This is a genomic window from Nonomuraea endophytica, from assembly GCF_014203235.1.
GTDB lineage: Bacteria > Actinomycetota > Actinomycetes > Streptosporangiales > Streptosporangiaceae > Nonomuraea > Nonomuraea endophytica.
This window is the reverse complement of record NZ_JACHIN010000019.1, coordinates 126,622-140,193: the sequence shown is the minus strand read 5'-3', so window position 1 is coordinate 140,193 and position 13,572 is coordinate 126,622. Positions and strand designations below refer to the sequence as shown.

Sequence of the window (13,572 nt, the reverse complement as noted above, 5' to 3'; positions counted from 1 at the left end):
GTGCGCAGACCGGGGCGCGTGCGCAGACCGGGGCGCGTGCGCAGACCGGGGCGCGTGCGCAGACCGGGGCGCGTGCGCAGACCGGGGCGCGTGCGCGTACCGGGGCGCGTGCACCTGCCGGCCGGTTGTGCGCGTACTGGCCGGTTGTGCACGTACCGCGACAGGCCCGGACCGCCGCTTGGTGGTCCGGGCCTTTCAGGTGTCGGTCAGGACTGGCGGCCGCTGGTGGCGGCCACGTACTGCAGGTCCTGGTTGGGCAGACTGGCCTTGACCTCGAACGGGGAGACGACCTTGGCGGTGGTCTTCCCTGCCCGCACGATCGAGGCGCTGTGCTTGCCGTACACCAGCGGGAAGGTTGTGGCGGTGATCCCGGCGGCGACGTCGGCCTTCTTGGCCGTCCCGCCGATGGCGGCCTGGACGGTCGCGGCCCCGGTCAGGAAGGCGAGGACCTCGACGGTGTCGCGCGGGGTGCTGGTGCCGCCCCTCGGGACCATGAACTTGGTCTGCGCGCCGCCCGACGGCCGCTGCGCCGCCTTCTGCAGGCGGTGCGTGAGGTAGACGGTGTCACGCACGATCGGCGGCGTCTTGCCGGTCTTGAACTTGGTCAGGTAGTAGGACGTGAGGTCCAGGTACGCGCCGCCGTTGTGCGTGGACGGCGTGAACTGGGTGCCTTCGGAGAAGTCGTTCCAGGTGGTGAGCTGCACCCAGTCGGCCCCGCCGGTGATGGACTTGTCCCAGGTCAGGCGGAGGTTCTCGGTGTTGTTGGCCTCGTCGTAGACGCCCTGGTTGGGCCGCTCGTCCTGGACGGAGACCGGCTGCATCCAGATCTTGCCCAGGTCGTGGGCGAGGTTGATGTTGGAGGCGATGCCCGCCTGCTGCGCGGGGCTGCGGTTGCCCCAGTTGGAGAAGCCGTAGCTGATGGGCGCGTACGCCTTGGCGTGGGTGGAGAAGTTCAGGAAGACGGGCACGAACGCCACCTTGACGCCGTGCTTGGACTGCATGACGTCCATGAACTCCTTCCACCACGAGACCGGCTGGTTCTCCGCCTTGAACGGCGAGACGACCAGGCGCTTGTCGGCCAGTCGGTAGACGGTGGAGTTCTGGGCGAGTTCGGCCATGGACGCGGCGAGCTGGGTGGGGGTGACGCCCTTGAGCCCGTTCATGTCCGGCATCAGGACGATCTTGAAGCCGGGGTCGACGTTCTTGGCGGCCTGGACGAGCAGCTTGAGCCGGGTCCAGTGCTGGCTGGTCAGCGAGAGGATGTCGACGGTGAAGCCGTCGAGCCCGGCCGTTCTGGCCAGGCGGATCTCGCTCTCCATGTCGGCCAGCTGCCAGTCGCCGGTCTTGGGCGCTCTGGGCAGGGGGCGGTCGCGCAGGAGCCCGCCGTACGCGGCGTGCTTGCCGCTCTCGCCGGCCGGGTTGAGGTAGTTGCGGGCGTAGTAGTCCTCGGCGCCCGCCTTGTTGTCCAGCGAGATCGGGTACGGCGTGAAGTAGTGCGCGAACACCTTCTTCTCCGAGGCCCGCAGCGTGCTGATCGACGGCAGGTCGAACGGCAGCGGTCCGGCGGGCACCGGCGGCTTCTCGGCCGCGGAGTAGGTGATGACCAGGCGCGGCGGGACGGCGCCGGTGGCGGTGGCGCGCGAGGAGTGGAAGACGCCCTGGACGCCGCCGGTGCTGGTCAGCGCGAAGGCGTACGTGCCGTCGCCGGTCACCGCGCCGGACAGGTCGATCTTGGCCTGCTGGCCGGCGGTGAAACCGGTCTTGGCGCCGACGGTGGCGCCGAGCGTGGGCCGGTTGGTGTACAGAACGTGCTCGTCCCATGCGGACGTGGTCTTGCGCACGGCCAGCGCGGTGTCGGTGGTGCGCACGGAGTGGATCTCCAGCGTCGCCTTGACCTCGGCGCCTTCCGGTACGCCGGTGACGTTGAAGCGCACCAGGCCGAAGCGCTCGTTGCCGGCTCCGTTGAAGGCCGACATCCAGGTGAAGTCCGCGTGGTCCGCCGTGGGACTGGTCTCGCTGACGTAGGTGTCGGCGGAGGCCTGCACGGTCACGGTCTTGGGCTCGGCGGCGGCCTGTGCGGGGGCCGCCGGAGCACTCATGATCGCGACGGCCATCGCCATGACAGCGGATAACCAGGGCTTGCGCAGCATGTGATCTCCGGGGTGTGGGGTTTTGCTGCGCGTGATCATATTGCCCGCCTTGCCATGAAATGACCCGAAATATCAACATCCGGTCATCCGTTTCTCCGCGCGTTACTATGAACAAAAAACCAGATCGTTCATACGGAGGGAACCACGATGAGGGCCGACCTGCCGCGCATCACCGTGGGCCAGGGCCCGCCCCTGGTCGTGCTGCTGTTCACGCCTCAGGCCGCCAACCCCACCGGGCTCGCCCGCTGGTCGGCGATGCGGATGCTCAAGCCGTTCACCGAGCGCTTCACCGTCCACCTGCTCAACCGCCCGCCGGGGCTGGCCCCCGACACGACCATGGCCGAACTCGCCGCCGTCTACGCCGGCGGCTTCGACGGCCCCGCCCGGGTGCTCGGCGTCTCCACGGGCGGATCGGTCGCGCAACAACTCGCCGCCGACCGCCCCGACCTGGTCGAACGCCTCGTCCTCGCAGGTACGGCAGGCAGGCTGGGCCCGATCGGCAAGCGCACCCAGCGGGCCTACGTCGACCGGGCCCGCCAGGGCAGACGCCCCAGCCCGGCCCTGGCCGAACTCGTCACCCCGTCACCGCTCGCCCGCCGGCTCCTGTCCGGCCTCCTGTGGCTGTCCGACGGCTCGGCCGACCACTCCGACGCCGCCACCATGCTCAACGCCGAGGACGGCTTCGACCTGCTGGGTCGGCTGGCCGACATCAAGGCGCCCACCCTGCTCATCCACGGCGAGAACGACGTGGTCTACCCGCTGGAACTCGCCAGGCGGACTGCGGAGGGCATCCCCGGCGCCCGCCTCATCGTCTACCCAGGCAAAAGCCACAGCGCCACCTTCACCGACCGCCGCTTCGCCCTCGACGCCCTGACCTTCCTCACCTGACGCCACTTCACCCCACCCCCCGCGCGCCGACGCTTCCTCACCCGGTCGCCGCATCGCCGACCGCACGCCAGCCCTCCTCACCCGATCGCCGCTTCACCCCCGCGCGGCGGCGTTTCCTCACCTGATCGCCGAGCCGTCCTCCGGTGCGACCCTGCGCAGGGTCAGGACCTTGCGGCGGCGTAGGGCGGCTGTCCTGATGAACGACTCGGCCTGGTTGACGTGCGGGAACGGGAGGGTGGGCACCGCCGTACCCAGGAAGTCGCAGAGCGGCGCCCAGCCCTCGCGCACGTCGAAGACCAGCAGCCGGTCGGCGGGCACCTCGGCCAGAACCGCGTCGTTGTGCCGGCGGAACACCTCCATGGCGTGCTCCGGCTCGCCGAACCGGCCGCCGAAGGTGTCCTGCCAGATCAGCCGCTGGGCCAGCGCGCGGCGTCTGGCCAGCGACGGGTAGAACGTGTCCTCCAGCCGCATGACCAGGCCGCGCATCCCCGGCTTGCGGGCCATGAAGTGGTAGATGGTGCGGTGCGCGCTGGCGTACCAGCGGGCGGGGTCGCGAACGGTCAGCACGATCTTCGCCTTCGGGAACGCCTCCGCGAGCTCCCGCCAGAACGAGCAGGCCGGCCAGTCGCAGGCGGCGCGGAAGCCGGTCAGGAGGTCCGGCCAGTCGACCGCCTCACCCCGCACGGCCGCCTCCCACCTCGGGATCAGTTCCTCGCGCTCGCCCAGGGACGACATGTGGTGGCAGGGCCGGTACCCGAGCGTCTCCAGCGCCAGGCGCAGGGAGTAGGTGCCGGTCCGCCCCATGCCCGCGCCGATGACCTCGACCATGAGACCGCTCCTCTCATCGTGCACAACGGGCGGGGACGGAAAGCGGTTCAACATTGAAGGAGTTCGCGTGTGATCGACCGGTGTTGCTCTCGCGCGCGTCAGCGGTCGTTCATCCGCGCTTCAGCGGTTGGACGCCGGGCATCGCTAGCTTCCGTGTGCCATTGCCACACTTTTGATCGTTAGGAAGCGTCGTGTCCCGTTCATTGATCGCCGGGCTGGCTGCCGCGGCCGCCCTCACCACCGTCGCGGCCGCCCCCGCCGAAGCGGCGCCGCGGCCCAAGATCACCTCGGATGTCGTCCTGCCCGCCCCCGCCCTGGCCGACTTCGAGAAGGGCCTCGTCCAGGACGACCGCGGGGTCAAGCTGGGCGGGATCGGCAGCGGCCTTTACCCGGCCGGCCGGCGCGGCGACTACTGGATGGTGACCGACCGCGGGCCCAACGGCGAGCCGAAGGTCAACGGGGAGAAGCGGCGCACGTTCCCGGTGCCCGAGTTCGCGCCGGCCATCGTGCGCGTGTCCGTGAAGAACGGCAAGGCCGCGATCACCAGGACGATCACGATCAAGAACGCCGACGGCACCCCGATCACCGGCCTGTCCAACCAGTCCGGCCACGACGAGGTGCCCTACGGCTGGGACGGGCAGGAGGAACTCGCCTACGACCCGGGCGGCCTGGACACCGAGGACATCGTGCCCGACGGGCGCGGCGGCTTCTGGCTGGTCGACGAGTACGCTCCCTCGCTGGTGCACGTCGGCTCGGACGGACGCATCCTGACCCGTTACGTGCCGAAGGGCCTCGGGCTGAAGGGCGCGAAGTACCCGGTCAAGGAGACGCTGCCCGCCGTGTTCGCCACCCGGCAGCAGAACCGCGGCTTCGAGGCCGTCGACGTGTCGCGCCGTGAGAACGCGCTCTACGTGGCCGTGCAGAGCCCGCTGGCCAACCCGGACAAGAAGACCGGCAAGGCCTCCCACACCGCCCGCGTCCTGCGCGTCGACCTGCGTACCGGCCGGCCGACCGGCGAGTGGGCGCACACCATGGAGAACGTCGCCACCTTCGACCCCAAGGCCGAGCAGGGCGACATGAAGATCTCCGCGCTCACCGTGCTGTCGCCAGGGCGCCTGCTGCTGCAGGAGCGTACCGACGCCGTCGCCCGCCTCTACACCGTGGACCTGCGCCGCGCCACCGACCTCGCGGGCGGCCCGCACGACGACCCGGCCACGAGGCCGTCGCTGGAGTCGGCGCTGCCCGCCTCGGTGAAGCCGGCCAAGAAGGAGCTCGCCGTCGACCTGGCTGCCATCCCCGGCCTGCCCGGCAAGATCGAGGGCGTGACCCTGCTCGACCCCAGGACCCTCGTGATCGCCAACGACAACGACTTCGGTCTCGGCACGTTCGGCGAGGACGGCCGGCTGATCGACTCCGGCGTCAAGAGCCACCTCATCACCATCCGCCTCCCGCGCCCCCTCCACTAACCACCCCGCCGAAACGGCACCGTTCCTTGGGACGGTGCCGTTCCCGTGCTTTTCGACCAGGACTCCGCGGCCCTGAGCTTGTCGCCCGAACCTGCCCCAAGCTGCGGGATCACCCGCCGTTACCCGCTGCGACGCCAGAATCTTTAGGAAAGTTTCTTGATTGTTGGCGAATCGTGAGTCAAGCTTGATCTTGATCATGAAGCGGTGGCCCGCACCACCGTGGGCCACGAAAAGCACGCAGGAGGACGCTTGATGCACACGAGAAGGCTCGGTCGTGCCGGAGTCGCCGCCGTCGCAGCGACGCTGACGATCCTGGGCTCCGGCACCATGGCACACGCCGAGACCCCCACCGCCGCGCCAAGCGCGGCCGTCGCCTGCCAGCCTTCGGGTGCGCTGGCAGTCGACGGCGCCGAGCTCGACGTCAACAGCCCCGCCCCCGGGGTCGGCAACTGCTTCACCTTCACCGGCCAGGTCGGTGACAACCTCACCGTCGGCATCTACCTGCCCGGCAGCGCGGGCGAGCGGATCGGCTTCCACAGCAAGCTGATCGTCCGCGACCCGTCCGGCCAGGTCGTCGCCCAGTACCAGGGCGGCCACCCGCAGGTTCAGCCGATCTACCGCCTGGCCGTGCCCACGCTGACGACCGCGGGCACCTACGAGGTCGAGGTCGCCCCGATCGCCGCCGACGGCCTGCTGGCCGCCCGCGTCCTGCTCAACTCGGTGACCGATCTGGGCAGGGTCAACATCGACGGCCCCGGCAAGTTCGTCCACCTCAAGCGGATCGGCCAGGAGCAGCGGATCACCTTCGCAGGCACCGCCGACCAGTGGGTCCAGCTCGACCTGGCCGGTTTCGACTTCGAGACCGGCACCCCCGGGCGCGAGGCGGGCGTCTGGTTCGAGATCTGGAACAAGGACCAGACCCGGCTGCTCTTCCGCGACGTGCTGCGCGCCAGCGGCCGCCGCGAGCTCGGCCCGCTGCGCGTCGGCGGCGACTTCGTCATCCAGGCGTGGTCGGTGTGGGGCTCCGTCGGCGGTGTGACCGTCTCGGTGCCGAGCATGCCTCCGCAGAAGTAACCCGCGGAGCAGATGTGACCTGCTGAACCGTGCGGCGGCCGCCCCTTCCGGGGCGGCCGTCGCCGTCTACCGTCACGATGACAGATTCGCCGGCCCCGCCCTGGTCCGTAATTTCTTCCTCAGAAGGAAACACGACCTCGAAAGGACCGCGACATGGTCACCACCACCGCCCCCGCCGTCACCACCACCGACGCCAAGCTGCTGCGCTTCGCGCTCCGCCTCGACGCGATCGGGACCGGCGCCAACGGCCTGCTCTACCTGGGCGCCGCCGCCGTCTTCGGCGGGATGTTCGGCCTGCCCGCGGCGCTCCTCTACCCGATCGGCGTCTTCCTGTCCGCCTTCGGCGCCGCCCTGCTCGTCCTCGGCGCCCGGCCCGTGATCAGCAAGGCCGCCGTCGGGGTCGTGATGGCGGTCAACGTCCTCTGGGTGCTGGCCAGCGTCGAAGCGCTGATCGCCGGCTGGTTCCCGCTGACCGCTCTCGGCACCGCGCTGGTGATCGCCCAGGCCGCCGCGGTCGCTGGTTTCACCGCTCTGCAGTACGCCGGTCTGCGCAGGGCCTGAACCGCCCTACCATCGAAGATCATGGAGGATCTGGAACTGCTCCGCCAGGAGATGCGGGTGTGCTGGGACATCGACGACCGGGACCGCATCCGGGGCGGAGGCGAGGACCTGGCCGTCGCCGTCACGCCGGACGGCACGATGGCGGCGGCGGTGGCCGAGACCGTGCCGGACGAGGTGGCGGAGCCGCTGCTGAAGAGGGTCGCCGACGGCCCGCCACCGCCTCACGGCCGCCCGCCCGCGCTCGCGCCCGGCGCGAGGGTGTCCGGCGGCCCCTGCTACCTGGTCTCCCCGCCCGTACGCGCCGGCGTGCACGTGGACGTGCTCCGCTCCGACCGCCCGGCCGACGCCGCCCTCGTCCGCGCCCTGCGCCCGGCCAACTGGGAGCCGGAGGAATGGGCGGACCTCGTCGGCGGCGGGCAGGGAGCGCCGTGGGCGATGGTCGTCTCGGCCGGGCAGGTGGTCTCCATCTGCCACACGCCGCACCGGACGGCCGCCGGGGCGGAAGCCGGCACCTGGACCGCGCCCGGCTTCCGCGGCCGTGGCTACGCCGCCGCCACCACCGCCGTCTGGGCGGACCTGCTGGCCGCCGACTGCCCGCGCCTGTTCTACAGCACCACCGCCGAGAACCGTTCGTCGCAGCGGGTGGCCGAGCGCCTGGGCTTGCGGCACATCGGGTGGATCTGGCGGTTCGAGGGGCTCTAAGGTCATGCGGGTGGGCGAACCGTTCGGACAGTTCGGGCAGTATGCGGCGATCGAGGTTCTCGGCGAAGGCGGTCAGGGCACCGTCTACCTGGGACGCGCTCCCGACGGCACGCACGTGGCCATCAAGGTGCTGCTCGGCCAGATCGCCCGCGACGACGACGCCCGGCGGCGCTTCCGGCGCGAGGCCGAGGCGGCCCGGCGGGTGGCGCCGTTCTGTACGGCCCGGGTCCTCGACGTCGGTGTGGCGGCGCGGCCGTACATCGTCAGCGAGTATGTGCCCGGCCCCTCCCTCGACGCCCTCGTCCGCCGCGACGGCCCCCGGACCGGAGGCGGACTCCAGCGGCTGGGCGTGGCCACCCTCACCGCCCTGGACGCCATCCACCGCGCCGGGATCGTGCACCGCGACTTCAAGCCCAGCAACGTGATCATGGGCCAGGAAGGGCCGGTCGTCATCGACTTCGGCATCGCCAGGGCGCTCGACCAGACGGCCACCAGCGGCGTGATGGGCACGCCCGCGTTCATGGCGCCGGAGCAGTTCGGCGGCCACGGGCTCACGGGGGCGGCCGACCTGTTCAGCTGGGCCGCCACGATGGTGTACGCGGCCACCGGCCGCTACCCGTTCCGTGGCGAGACGATGCCCGCGCTGATGCACGCGATCCTGACCACCGAACCGGACCTGTCCGGCGTCCCCCACGACCTCCGGCCGTTGCTGCAGGCGTGCCTGGCCAAGGAACCCTCCCGGCGGCCCACCGCGGCCACCGCCCTGGGCACGATGACGGCGCTCCCCAAGCCGGCCCGCCCGGCCGACGCCGCTCCGGCACCGTCCCATCCCACCATCGCGGTTCCGGTGGCTCAGGGCCGGCCGACTGCCCCGGCTCCCCCGGCCCGGCCCACCGTCGCCGATCCCCGGCGTCACGCCGCCGCTCCGGTGGCCGAGGCGCCGGGGATGACGAGTCTGGCCGGGGCGGTGTTCGCGCTGGTGGCCGTCGTGCCGCTGCTCTACTACAGCGTGCTGTTCGCCCTGGCCACCCTGGACTACAGCGCGTCGGCGGAGCCGTACCGGCTGGACATGCCCAGGGCGATCGCCTTCTCGGTCGTGGTGTGCCTGCTCTGCGTGGCGGTGCACCACGTGTCCATGGTGGCGGCGCTGGTGGGGCTGCTGCACATCCCGCTGTCGGTGGTCTTCGCGCTGCCGTCGCTGCCGGGGGCGACGCGGGCGGCGTTCAGGGAGATGGCGGGGTTCGACGTGATGGTGCTGGTGTCGTTGTCGTCCGTGCTGACCGCGCTGGTACTGCTCGCCACCGCGCTGCCGCAGTGGCGATGGAGCCGGCTGGTCGCGGTGCCCGCCGTCATCGGGAGCGCGCTCATGATGATCGGCGGCCTCACCGGCGTGCTGGCCGAACTCCGGCTGGCCCGGCCGCGGACCGGCGCCTACACCACGGAGGCGCTCGGGCGGCTGGCCATCGGGCTCTGGGTGCTGGCCGCGGCGGGGATGGTGGTGGCGCAGGCCGTAAAGGCTAGGCGGCGACCTTCGGCGCCGCGGCCCTTCCCGCCCGCAGCACCAGCAGGGCGGGCGTGACCAGGGCCCATGCGCCCAGCGTCACGCTCGTGGCCATCGACTCCAGCTGAACCAGGTCGTAGAAGAGGTCCGGGAGCGAGCCGGGCAGGCGGACGACGAGGAAGCCGAGGGCCTCGACGGCCACCAGGCCGCCGGCGGCCACACCGAGCAGCGCGGCCACCAGGCTGAACCGCCACAGCAGGAGCGCCGACACCGAGATCATCAGCCCGATCAGCACCCCGGGCACGACCGCCAGCAGGAAGGCGGGCAGGTCGTTGTCCCCCAGGGCGAGCCCCCAGAAGATGAACACCAGCGCCGGTGGCACTGTCATCGCCATGCAGATCGCCGCGGCCACGCTGTGACGCCAGGCCGCGACGGTGTAGGCCGGGATGTAGAGGAGCAGCGACACCACGGTGATCATGAGCCATGAGGTCATGCCCAGGAACGTCTCGTAGTCGTCGTCGATCCAGTTCGCCACGGTCTCGATGGTCTGGCCGAACAGGCTGAGCGCGACCACCGCGCCGCAGATCAGCGCGGTCACCGCGGCGATCCGGTGAACGACGCCGGCCGCCGAGCGCCCGCCCCCGGCCACAGGCGCCGGAGGCTGCCGCCGTAGCGGCGGCCCGGCCTCCATCCGGATCGTCCCCTGGACAGGCGCCCCTTGAGGCCCGGAAATCGGCACCGTGGGCATGGCCTGCGGTCCCGAGGGCGCCCCGGTGAGCGTGGCCAGCAGTCCGTCGGCGGTGGGCCGCTGGGCCGGGTCCTTGTTCAGGCACGCCTGCAGCAACGGCCGGAGATCGTGGGGAACGCCGGACAGATCAGGTTCCGCGGTCAGGATGGCGTGCATGAGGGACGGCATCGTGTCGCCCTTGAACGCCTGCGCGCCCGTGGCCGCGAACACCATCGTGCTGGCCCAGCTGAACAGGTCGACCGCAGGCCCGGACACCCCGCCCGCGAACTGCTCCGGCGCCATGAACGCCGGCGTCCCCATCACGCTGCTCGTGGCCGTCTGGTCGAGCGCCCGCGCGATCCCGAAGTCGATGACCACCGGCCCCTCGGCACCCATGATCACGTTGCCCGGCTTGAAGTCGCGGTGCACCACCCCGGCCCGGTGGATCGCGGCCAGCGCGGTGAGAGTGGCGACGGCCAGCCGTTCCAGCCCGCTCCCGAACCGCGCGCCGTCGCCCTTGACCATCCGCTCCAGCGACGGCCCCGTGATGTGCTCGCTCACAATGTACGGCCGGCCGTCAGAGACCCCCACATCCAGCACCCGAGCGGTACAGAACGGCGCCACCCGCCGCGCCGCCTCCGCCTCCCGCAGGAACCTGCGATGCGCGTCCTCGTCGGCCACCTGGGAGTGAAGCACCTTCACGGCTACCTTGACCCCGGCGTCGTCCTCCCCCAGGTACACCGATCCCTGACCACCCCGGCCGAGCACTCCGCTCAGCGAGTAGACGTCGATCTGACCGGGGTCCGCGGCGGCGAGGGGCAACACGCAGACGACATTAGTGCCACCTCACCGCTGCGGCCACCGCGTACCTCGGCACCCCGCGTGGACCGGACGCGACTGAAATTCGGTTGCCTCAGGCGGGGTTGGAGTCCTAGCTTGTGGCGGTCGTTCGCGCACCGGGAGGTAACTACGTGTTTGACGCCGCCGTCCACGCCTATCTCAGGTCGGCCGCCGGGGACGGGGCTCGCCGGGCCGGGCCGTTCACGGTGCGCTTCGACGAGCACGACGACGCGCTGCCGTTCAACTACGCCATCCCCGACGACGACGTCGCGCCCACCGCGGCCGAGGTCGGCGCGCTGATCGAGCTCTTCCACGAGCACGCCCGCGTGCCGCGGCTGGAGTACGTGCCGCAGGCCGCGCCCAAGGTGGAGGCCGCGGTGCTGGCGGCCGGGTTCGAGCCCGAGGGGCGCTACCCCCTTCTGGTGTGCACACCCGACTCCGTGGTGGACGCCCCTGTGGCCCCCACGATAGAGGTGGCGCTGGTCACCGCCGACGACGACCTCTGGCAGGCCGCCCGGGTCATGAACACCGCCTTCGACGCCCCCGACGCCACCGAGAACGACGTCGCCCGCATGCGGCGCATCCTCGGCCGGGGCGGCCTGGTCGCGATCGCCACCGACACCACGAGCGGCACGGTCGTCGGCGCCGGCCAGATCGGCGGTCCCCACGAGGGAGTGGCCGAGGTCGCCGGGATCGCGGTGGCCACCTCGCACCGGCGCCGTGGCATCGCCGGCGCCGTCACGGCCCTGCTGACCAGGGCGGGCGCGCCGACGGCGTTCCTCACCCCGGCCGACGACGCGGCCGGCCGGGTGTACGCGCGAGTGGGCTACCGGAAGGTCGGCGAGATGCTGCACACCTCGCTGCGCTGACGCGGGAGCTAGCCGACGAGGGTGCATGCGGTGACCGGGCCGGCCGAGACGCGGTCGCTGATTCCCGCCTCCATGCTCATGAACGAGCCGCGGACCATGAACTCCAGGACGGCGGTCTGGCCCGGTCCCACCTTGGACGGGTCGAGGCGGAAGCCCGCGCCGCCGCTCTCCTCCTCGCCGGTCTGCGGGGCGGCCAGCCGTACCCCTTCCACCCAGGTTGTCGAGCGGGGCTGGGGTGAGCATCTCTTGCCCTCGGGGATGAAGTCGACGACCGCGTTGAGGCCGCGGGCCCGGAGTTCGGCCTGCAGGCCCTTCGGGTTCTCGGCCTGGTAGATCTTGACGGTGATCGTGCCGTCGGGGTTGTCGGTCACCGCGTAGGCCGGGCCGGTGTTGAGCAGGACCGCCGCGGTGGCGGCCGCCAGGCCCAGGGCCGCGGCGGCCAGGACGAGCGGGGTTCTGCGGCGGGGCGGGGTGGCGAGGTCGGTCATGACGCGCTCCTTGAGCAGCTGGAGACGGCCGGGGTCCAGGCTGGCCTGGGGCGCGGGTGACAGCAGGCGGGTCAGTTCGTGGTGGTCGTTCACCTGTCGTCCTCCCGTCCGGCCGCGGCCGCGCCGGTCGCGCGGTCATCTGTTACCTGCTGCTCGGGCTTGATCAGTTCCCTGGCCAGGCGGGCGCGGGCCCGGGACAGCCGGGACTTGACCGTGCCGACGGGGATGCCCAGCGCCTGGGCGGCCTGCTCGTAGTCCAGACCGGCCCAGATACACAACGCCACCACGTCCTGCTCGGGGCGGCGGAGCCGGTCGAACGCCTGCCGTACCGCGTGGATCTGGGCCGCGGCGGCGGCGCGGTCGGCGACCTGGTCCGCGAAGTCCGGCACCAGCGCGCCGGGCGGCAGGCGGTCGGCCAGCGCGCGCCGGCGGCGCTCACCGCGCCGCGCGGCGCGCGCCAGGTTGGTCGCGATGCCCAGCAGCCAGGGGCGCAGCGTCCCGCCGTCCGTCTCGATCTTGTGGCGGGAGCGCCACGCCTGCCCGAACGTCGCCGCCGTCACGTCCTCGGCCGTCGACCAGTCGCCGGTCAGCCGGTACGCGTGCGCGTAGACCTGCTGGGCGAACTCATCGAAAAGCACCGAGAAAGCGTCATGATCACCCGCCCGGAGACGGGCGCGCAGCGAAGGCTCCACACTGATAACTGTCCGCCAGAGGGCCCCGGGTTCCGTAATGTTCGGGTTCATGAGCTTCGCCGGCACAGCGCGGCCACGTCCCCGCTGGTTCCACGCGCAGACCGACCTGGACGACTTCGCCATCATCAGCTACCGGGTGGACACCGACGCCCTGGCACGCCACCTGCCCAACGGCTTCACCCCGATGACGCTGGACTTCGCCGACGGCCCCGGCAGCCTGGTCTCGGCCGTGGCGTTCCGGGACCGCGACTTCCACTTCCGGTTCCTCCCGCAGGTCGGCATCGACTGCGGCCAGATCAACTACCGCGCCTACGTCACCGCGAACGGCCGGCCGGGCGTCTGGTTCTTCGGCACCAGCCTCGACCACCCCGTGGTCCTGATCCCCCAGCACGTGTGGGGCATGCCGTGGCGCCGCGACCGCATCCGCATCGGCGCCGACTGGGTCGCCAGCCCCGCCCACTGGCGCCTCGACGCCGGCGACGCGAGCTGCGAGGCCGAGGAACTGCCCGAACCACCCGCTTCCCTGGACGGCTTCGCCGGCGAACCGGACTGGCTCGAACGGCTGACCCACCCCATGGACGGCTGGTATCGGCGCCGGGACGGCGGGGTCGGTGTGTACAGCATCTGGCACCCGGTCATGCGCCCCCGATACCTGACGGCGCTCTCGGCCAGGTTCCCCGTGTTCGAGCGCCTCGGGCTGATCACCGCGGACACCCCGCCGCACTCGGTCCTGGCCCAGCGGCACCTGCCGTTCGACATCCACACCCCGCCCCGCCGCCTTTGAAC

At 71.6% G+C, this 13,572-nt stretch carries 13 protein-coding genes; 8 read left to right on the top strand and 5 right to left on the bottom strand.

Annotated elements, in window-relative coordinates; all coding sequences use genetic code 11:
* Positions 1–206: 206 nt before the first annotated feature.
* Positions 207–2,150 (bottom strand): glycoside hydrolase family 71 protein, encoded by a 1,944-nt coding sequence (locus HNR40_RS46280; RefSeq protein WP_184973358.1) that lies wholly within the window; start codon positions 2,148–2,150, stop codon positions 207–209.
* A gap of 147 nt (positions 2,151–2,297) precedes the next feature.
* Here HNR40_RS46280 and HNR40_RS46275 point away from each other — a divergent pair, with 147 nt between their 5' ends.
* Positions 2,298–3,038: an alpha/beta fold hydrolase gene (locus HNR40_RS46275; RefSeq protein ID WP_184973355.1), complete on the top strand. Its 741-nt coding sequence runs from the start codon at positions 2,298–2,300 to the stop codon at positions 3,036–3,038.
* Positions 3,039–3,155: 117 nt separating this feature from the next.
* On the opposite strand, the gene HNR40_RS46270 is transcribed toward HNR40_RS46275, so the two are convergent.
* Positions 3,156–3,866 (bottom strand): sulfotransferase family protein, encoded by a 711-nt coding sequence (locus tag HNR40_RS46270; RefSeq protein ID WP_184973353.1) that lies wholly within the window; start codon positions 3,864–3,866, stop codon positions 3,156–3,158.
* A gap of 191 nt (positions 3,867–4,057) precedes the next feature.
* On the opposite strand from HNR40_RS46270, the gene HNR40_RS46265 reads away from it, so the two are divergent.
* From HNR40_RS46265 to HNR40_RS53995, 5 genes are all read left to right on the top strand, one after another.
* Positions 4,058–5,332: an esterase-like activity of phytase family protein gene (locus tag HNR40_RS46265; protein ID WP_184973351.1), complete on the top strand. Its 1,275-nt coding sequence runs from the start codon at positions 4,058–4,060 to the stop codon at positions 5,330–5,332.
* Positions 5,333–5,584: 252 nt separating this feature from the next.
* A complete protein-coding gene (locus HNR40_RS46260; RefSeq protein ID WP_184973349.1) occupies positions 5,585–6,406 on the top strand; it encodes a hypothetical protein in 822 nt (273 codons plus the stop codon).
* A gap of 153 nt (positions 6,407–6,559) precedes the next feature.
* Complete coding sequence (locus HNR40_RS46255) at positions 6,560–6,967, top strand: hypothetical protein (RefSeq protein ID WP_184973347.1); 408 nt, start codon at positions 6,560–6,562, stop codon at positions 6,965–6,967.
* A 21-nt stretch (positions 6,968–6,988) separates the two neighbouring features.
* Positions 6,989–7,669, top strand: coding sequence for a GNAT family N-acetyltransferase (locus tag HNR40_RS46250; protein WP_184973345.1), 681 nt, complete (start codon positions 6,989–6,991; stop codon positions 7,667–7,669).
* A 10-nt stretch (positions 7,670–7,679) separates the two neighbouring features.
* Positions 7,680–9,248, top strand: coding sequence for a serine/threonine-protein kinase (locus HNR40_RS53995; RefSeq protein ID WP_312896783.1), 1,569 nt, complete (start codon positions 7,680–7,682; stop codon positions 9,246–9,248).
* Here the strand turns inward: HNR40_RS53995 and HNR40_RS46240 are convergent.
* Entirely contained in the window at positions 9,187–10,722 is a 1,536-nt protein-coding gene (locus tag HNR40_RS46240) for a serine/threonine-protein kinase (protein WP_184973343.1), read from the bottom strand. The two genes, HNR40_RS53995 and HNR40_RS46240, sit on opposite strands and share 62 nt — an antisense overlap.
* Before the next feature lie 146 nt (positions 10,723–10,868).
* Between HNR40_RS46240 and HNR40_RS57665 the strand changes: the two genes are divergently transcribed.
* Complete coding sequence (locus HNR40_RS57665; protein ID WP_184973341.1) at positions 10,869–11,606, top strand: GNAT family N-acetyltransferase; 738 nt, start codon at positions 10,869–10,871, stop codon at positions 11,604–11,606.
* An 8-nt stretch (positions 11,607–11,614) separates the two neighbouring features.
* On the opposite strand, the gene HNR40_RS46230 is transcribed toward HNR40_RS57665, so the two are convergent.
* Together HNR40_RS46230 and HNR40_RS46225 are read right to left on the bottom strand one after the other, a co-directional pair.
* Positions 11,615–12,187 carry a hypothetical protein gene (locus HNR40_RS46230; RefSeq protein ID WP_184973339.1) on the bottom strand — a complete coding sequence of 191 codons (573 nt, stop codon included), beginning with the start codon at positions 12,185–12,187 and terminating at the stop codon, positions 11,615–11,617.
* Positions 12,184–12,732: an RNA polymerase sigma factor gene (locus tag HNR40_RS46225; protein WP_221341644.1), complete on the bottom strand. Its 549-nt coding sequence runs from the start codon at positions 12,730–12,732 to the stop codon at positions 12,184–12,186. The genes HNR40_RS46230 and HNR40_RS46225 overlap by 4 nt, the downstream gene beginning before the upstream one ends.
* Before the next feature lie 103 nt (positions 12,733–12,835).
* Between HNR40_RS46225 and HNR40_RS46220 the strand changes: the two genes are divergently transcribed.
* On the top strand, positions 12,836–13,570 hold the full coding sequence (locus tag HNR40_RS46220) for a DUF2071 domain-containing protein (RefSeq protein ID WP_184973336.1): 735 nt from the start codon (positions 12,836–12,838) through the stop codon (positions 13,568–13,570).
* The last annotated feature ends 2 nt before the right edge of the window (positions 13,571–13,572 follow it).

Coding starts and splice junctions, on each gene's coding strand:
- HNR40_RS46280 (WP_184973358.1), bottom strand. CDS start 2,150: ATGCTGCGCAAGCCCTGGTTATCCGCTGTCATGGCGATGGCCGTCGCG.
- HNR40_RS46275 (WP_184973355.1), top strand. CDS start 2,298: ATGAGGGCCGACCTGCCGCGCATCACCGTGGGCCAGGGCCCGCCCCTG.
- HNR40_RS46270 (WP_184973353.1), bottom strand. CDS start 3,866: ATGGTCGAGGTCATCGGCGCGGGCATGGGGCGGACCGGCACCTACTCC.
- HNR40_RS46260 (WP_184973349.1), top strand. CDS start 5,585: ATGCACACGAGAAGGCTCGGTCGTGCCGGAGTCGCCGCCGTCGCAGCG.
- HNR40_RS46255 (WP_184973347.1), top strand. CDS start 6,560: ATGGTCACCACCACCGCCCCCGCCGTCACCACCACCGACGCCAAGCTG.
- HNR40_RS46250 (WP_184973345.1), top strand. CDS start 6,989: ATGGAGGATCTGGAACTGCTCCGCCAGGAGATGCGGGTGTGCTGGGAC.
- HNR40_RS46220 (WP_184973336.1), top strand. CDS start 12,836: ATGAGCTTCGCCGGCACAGCGCGGCCACGTCCCCGCTGGTTCCACGCG.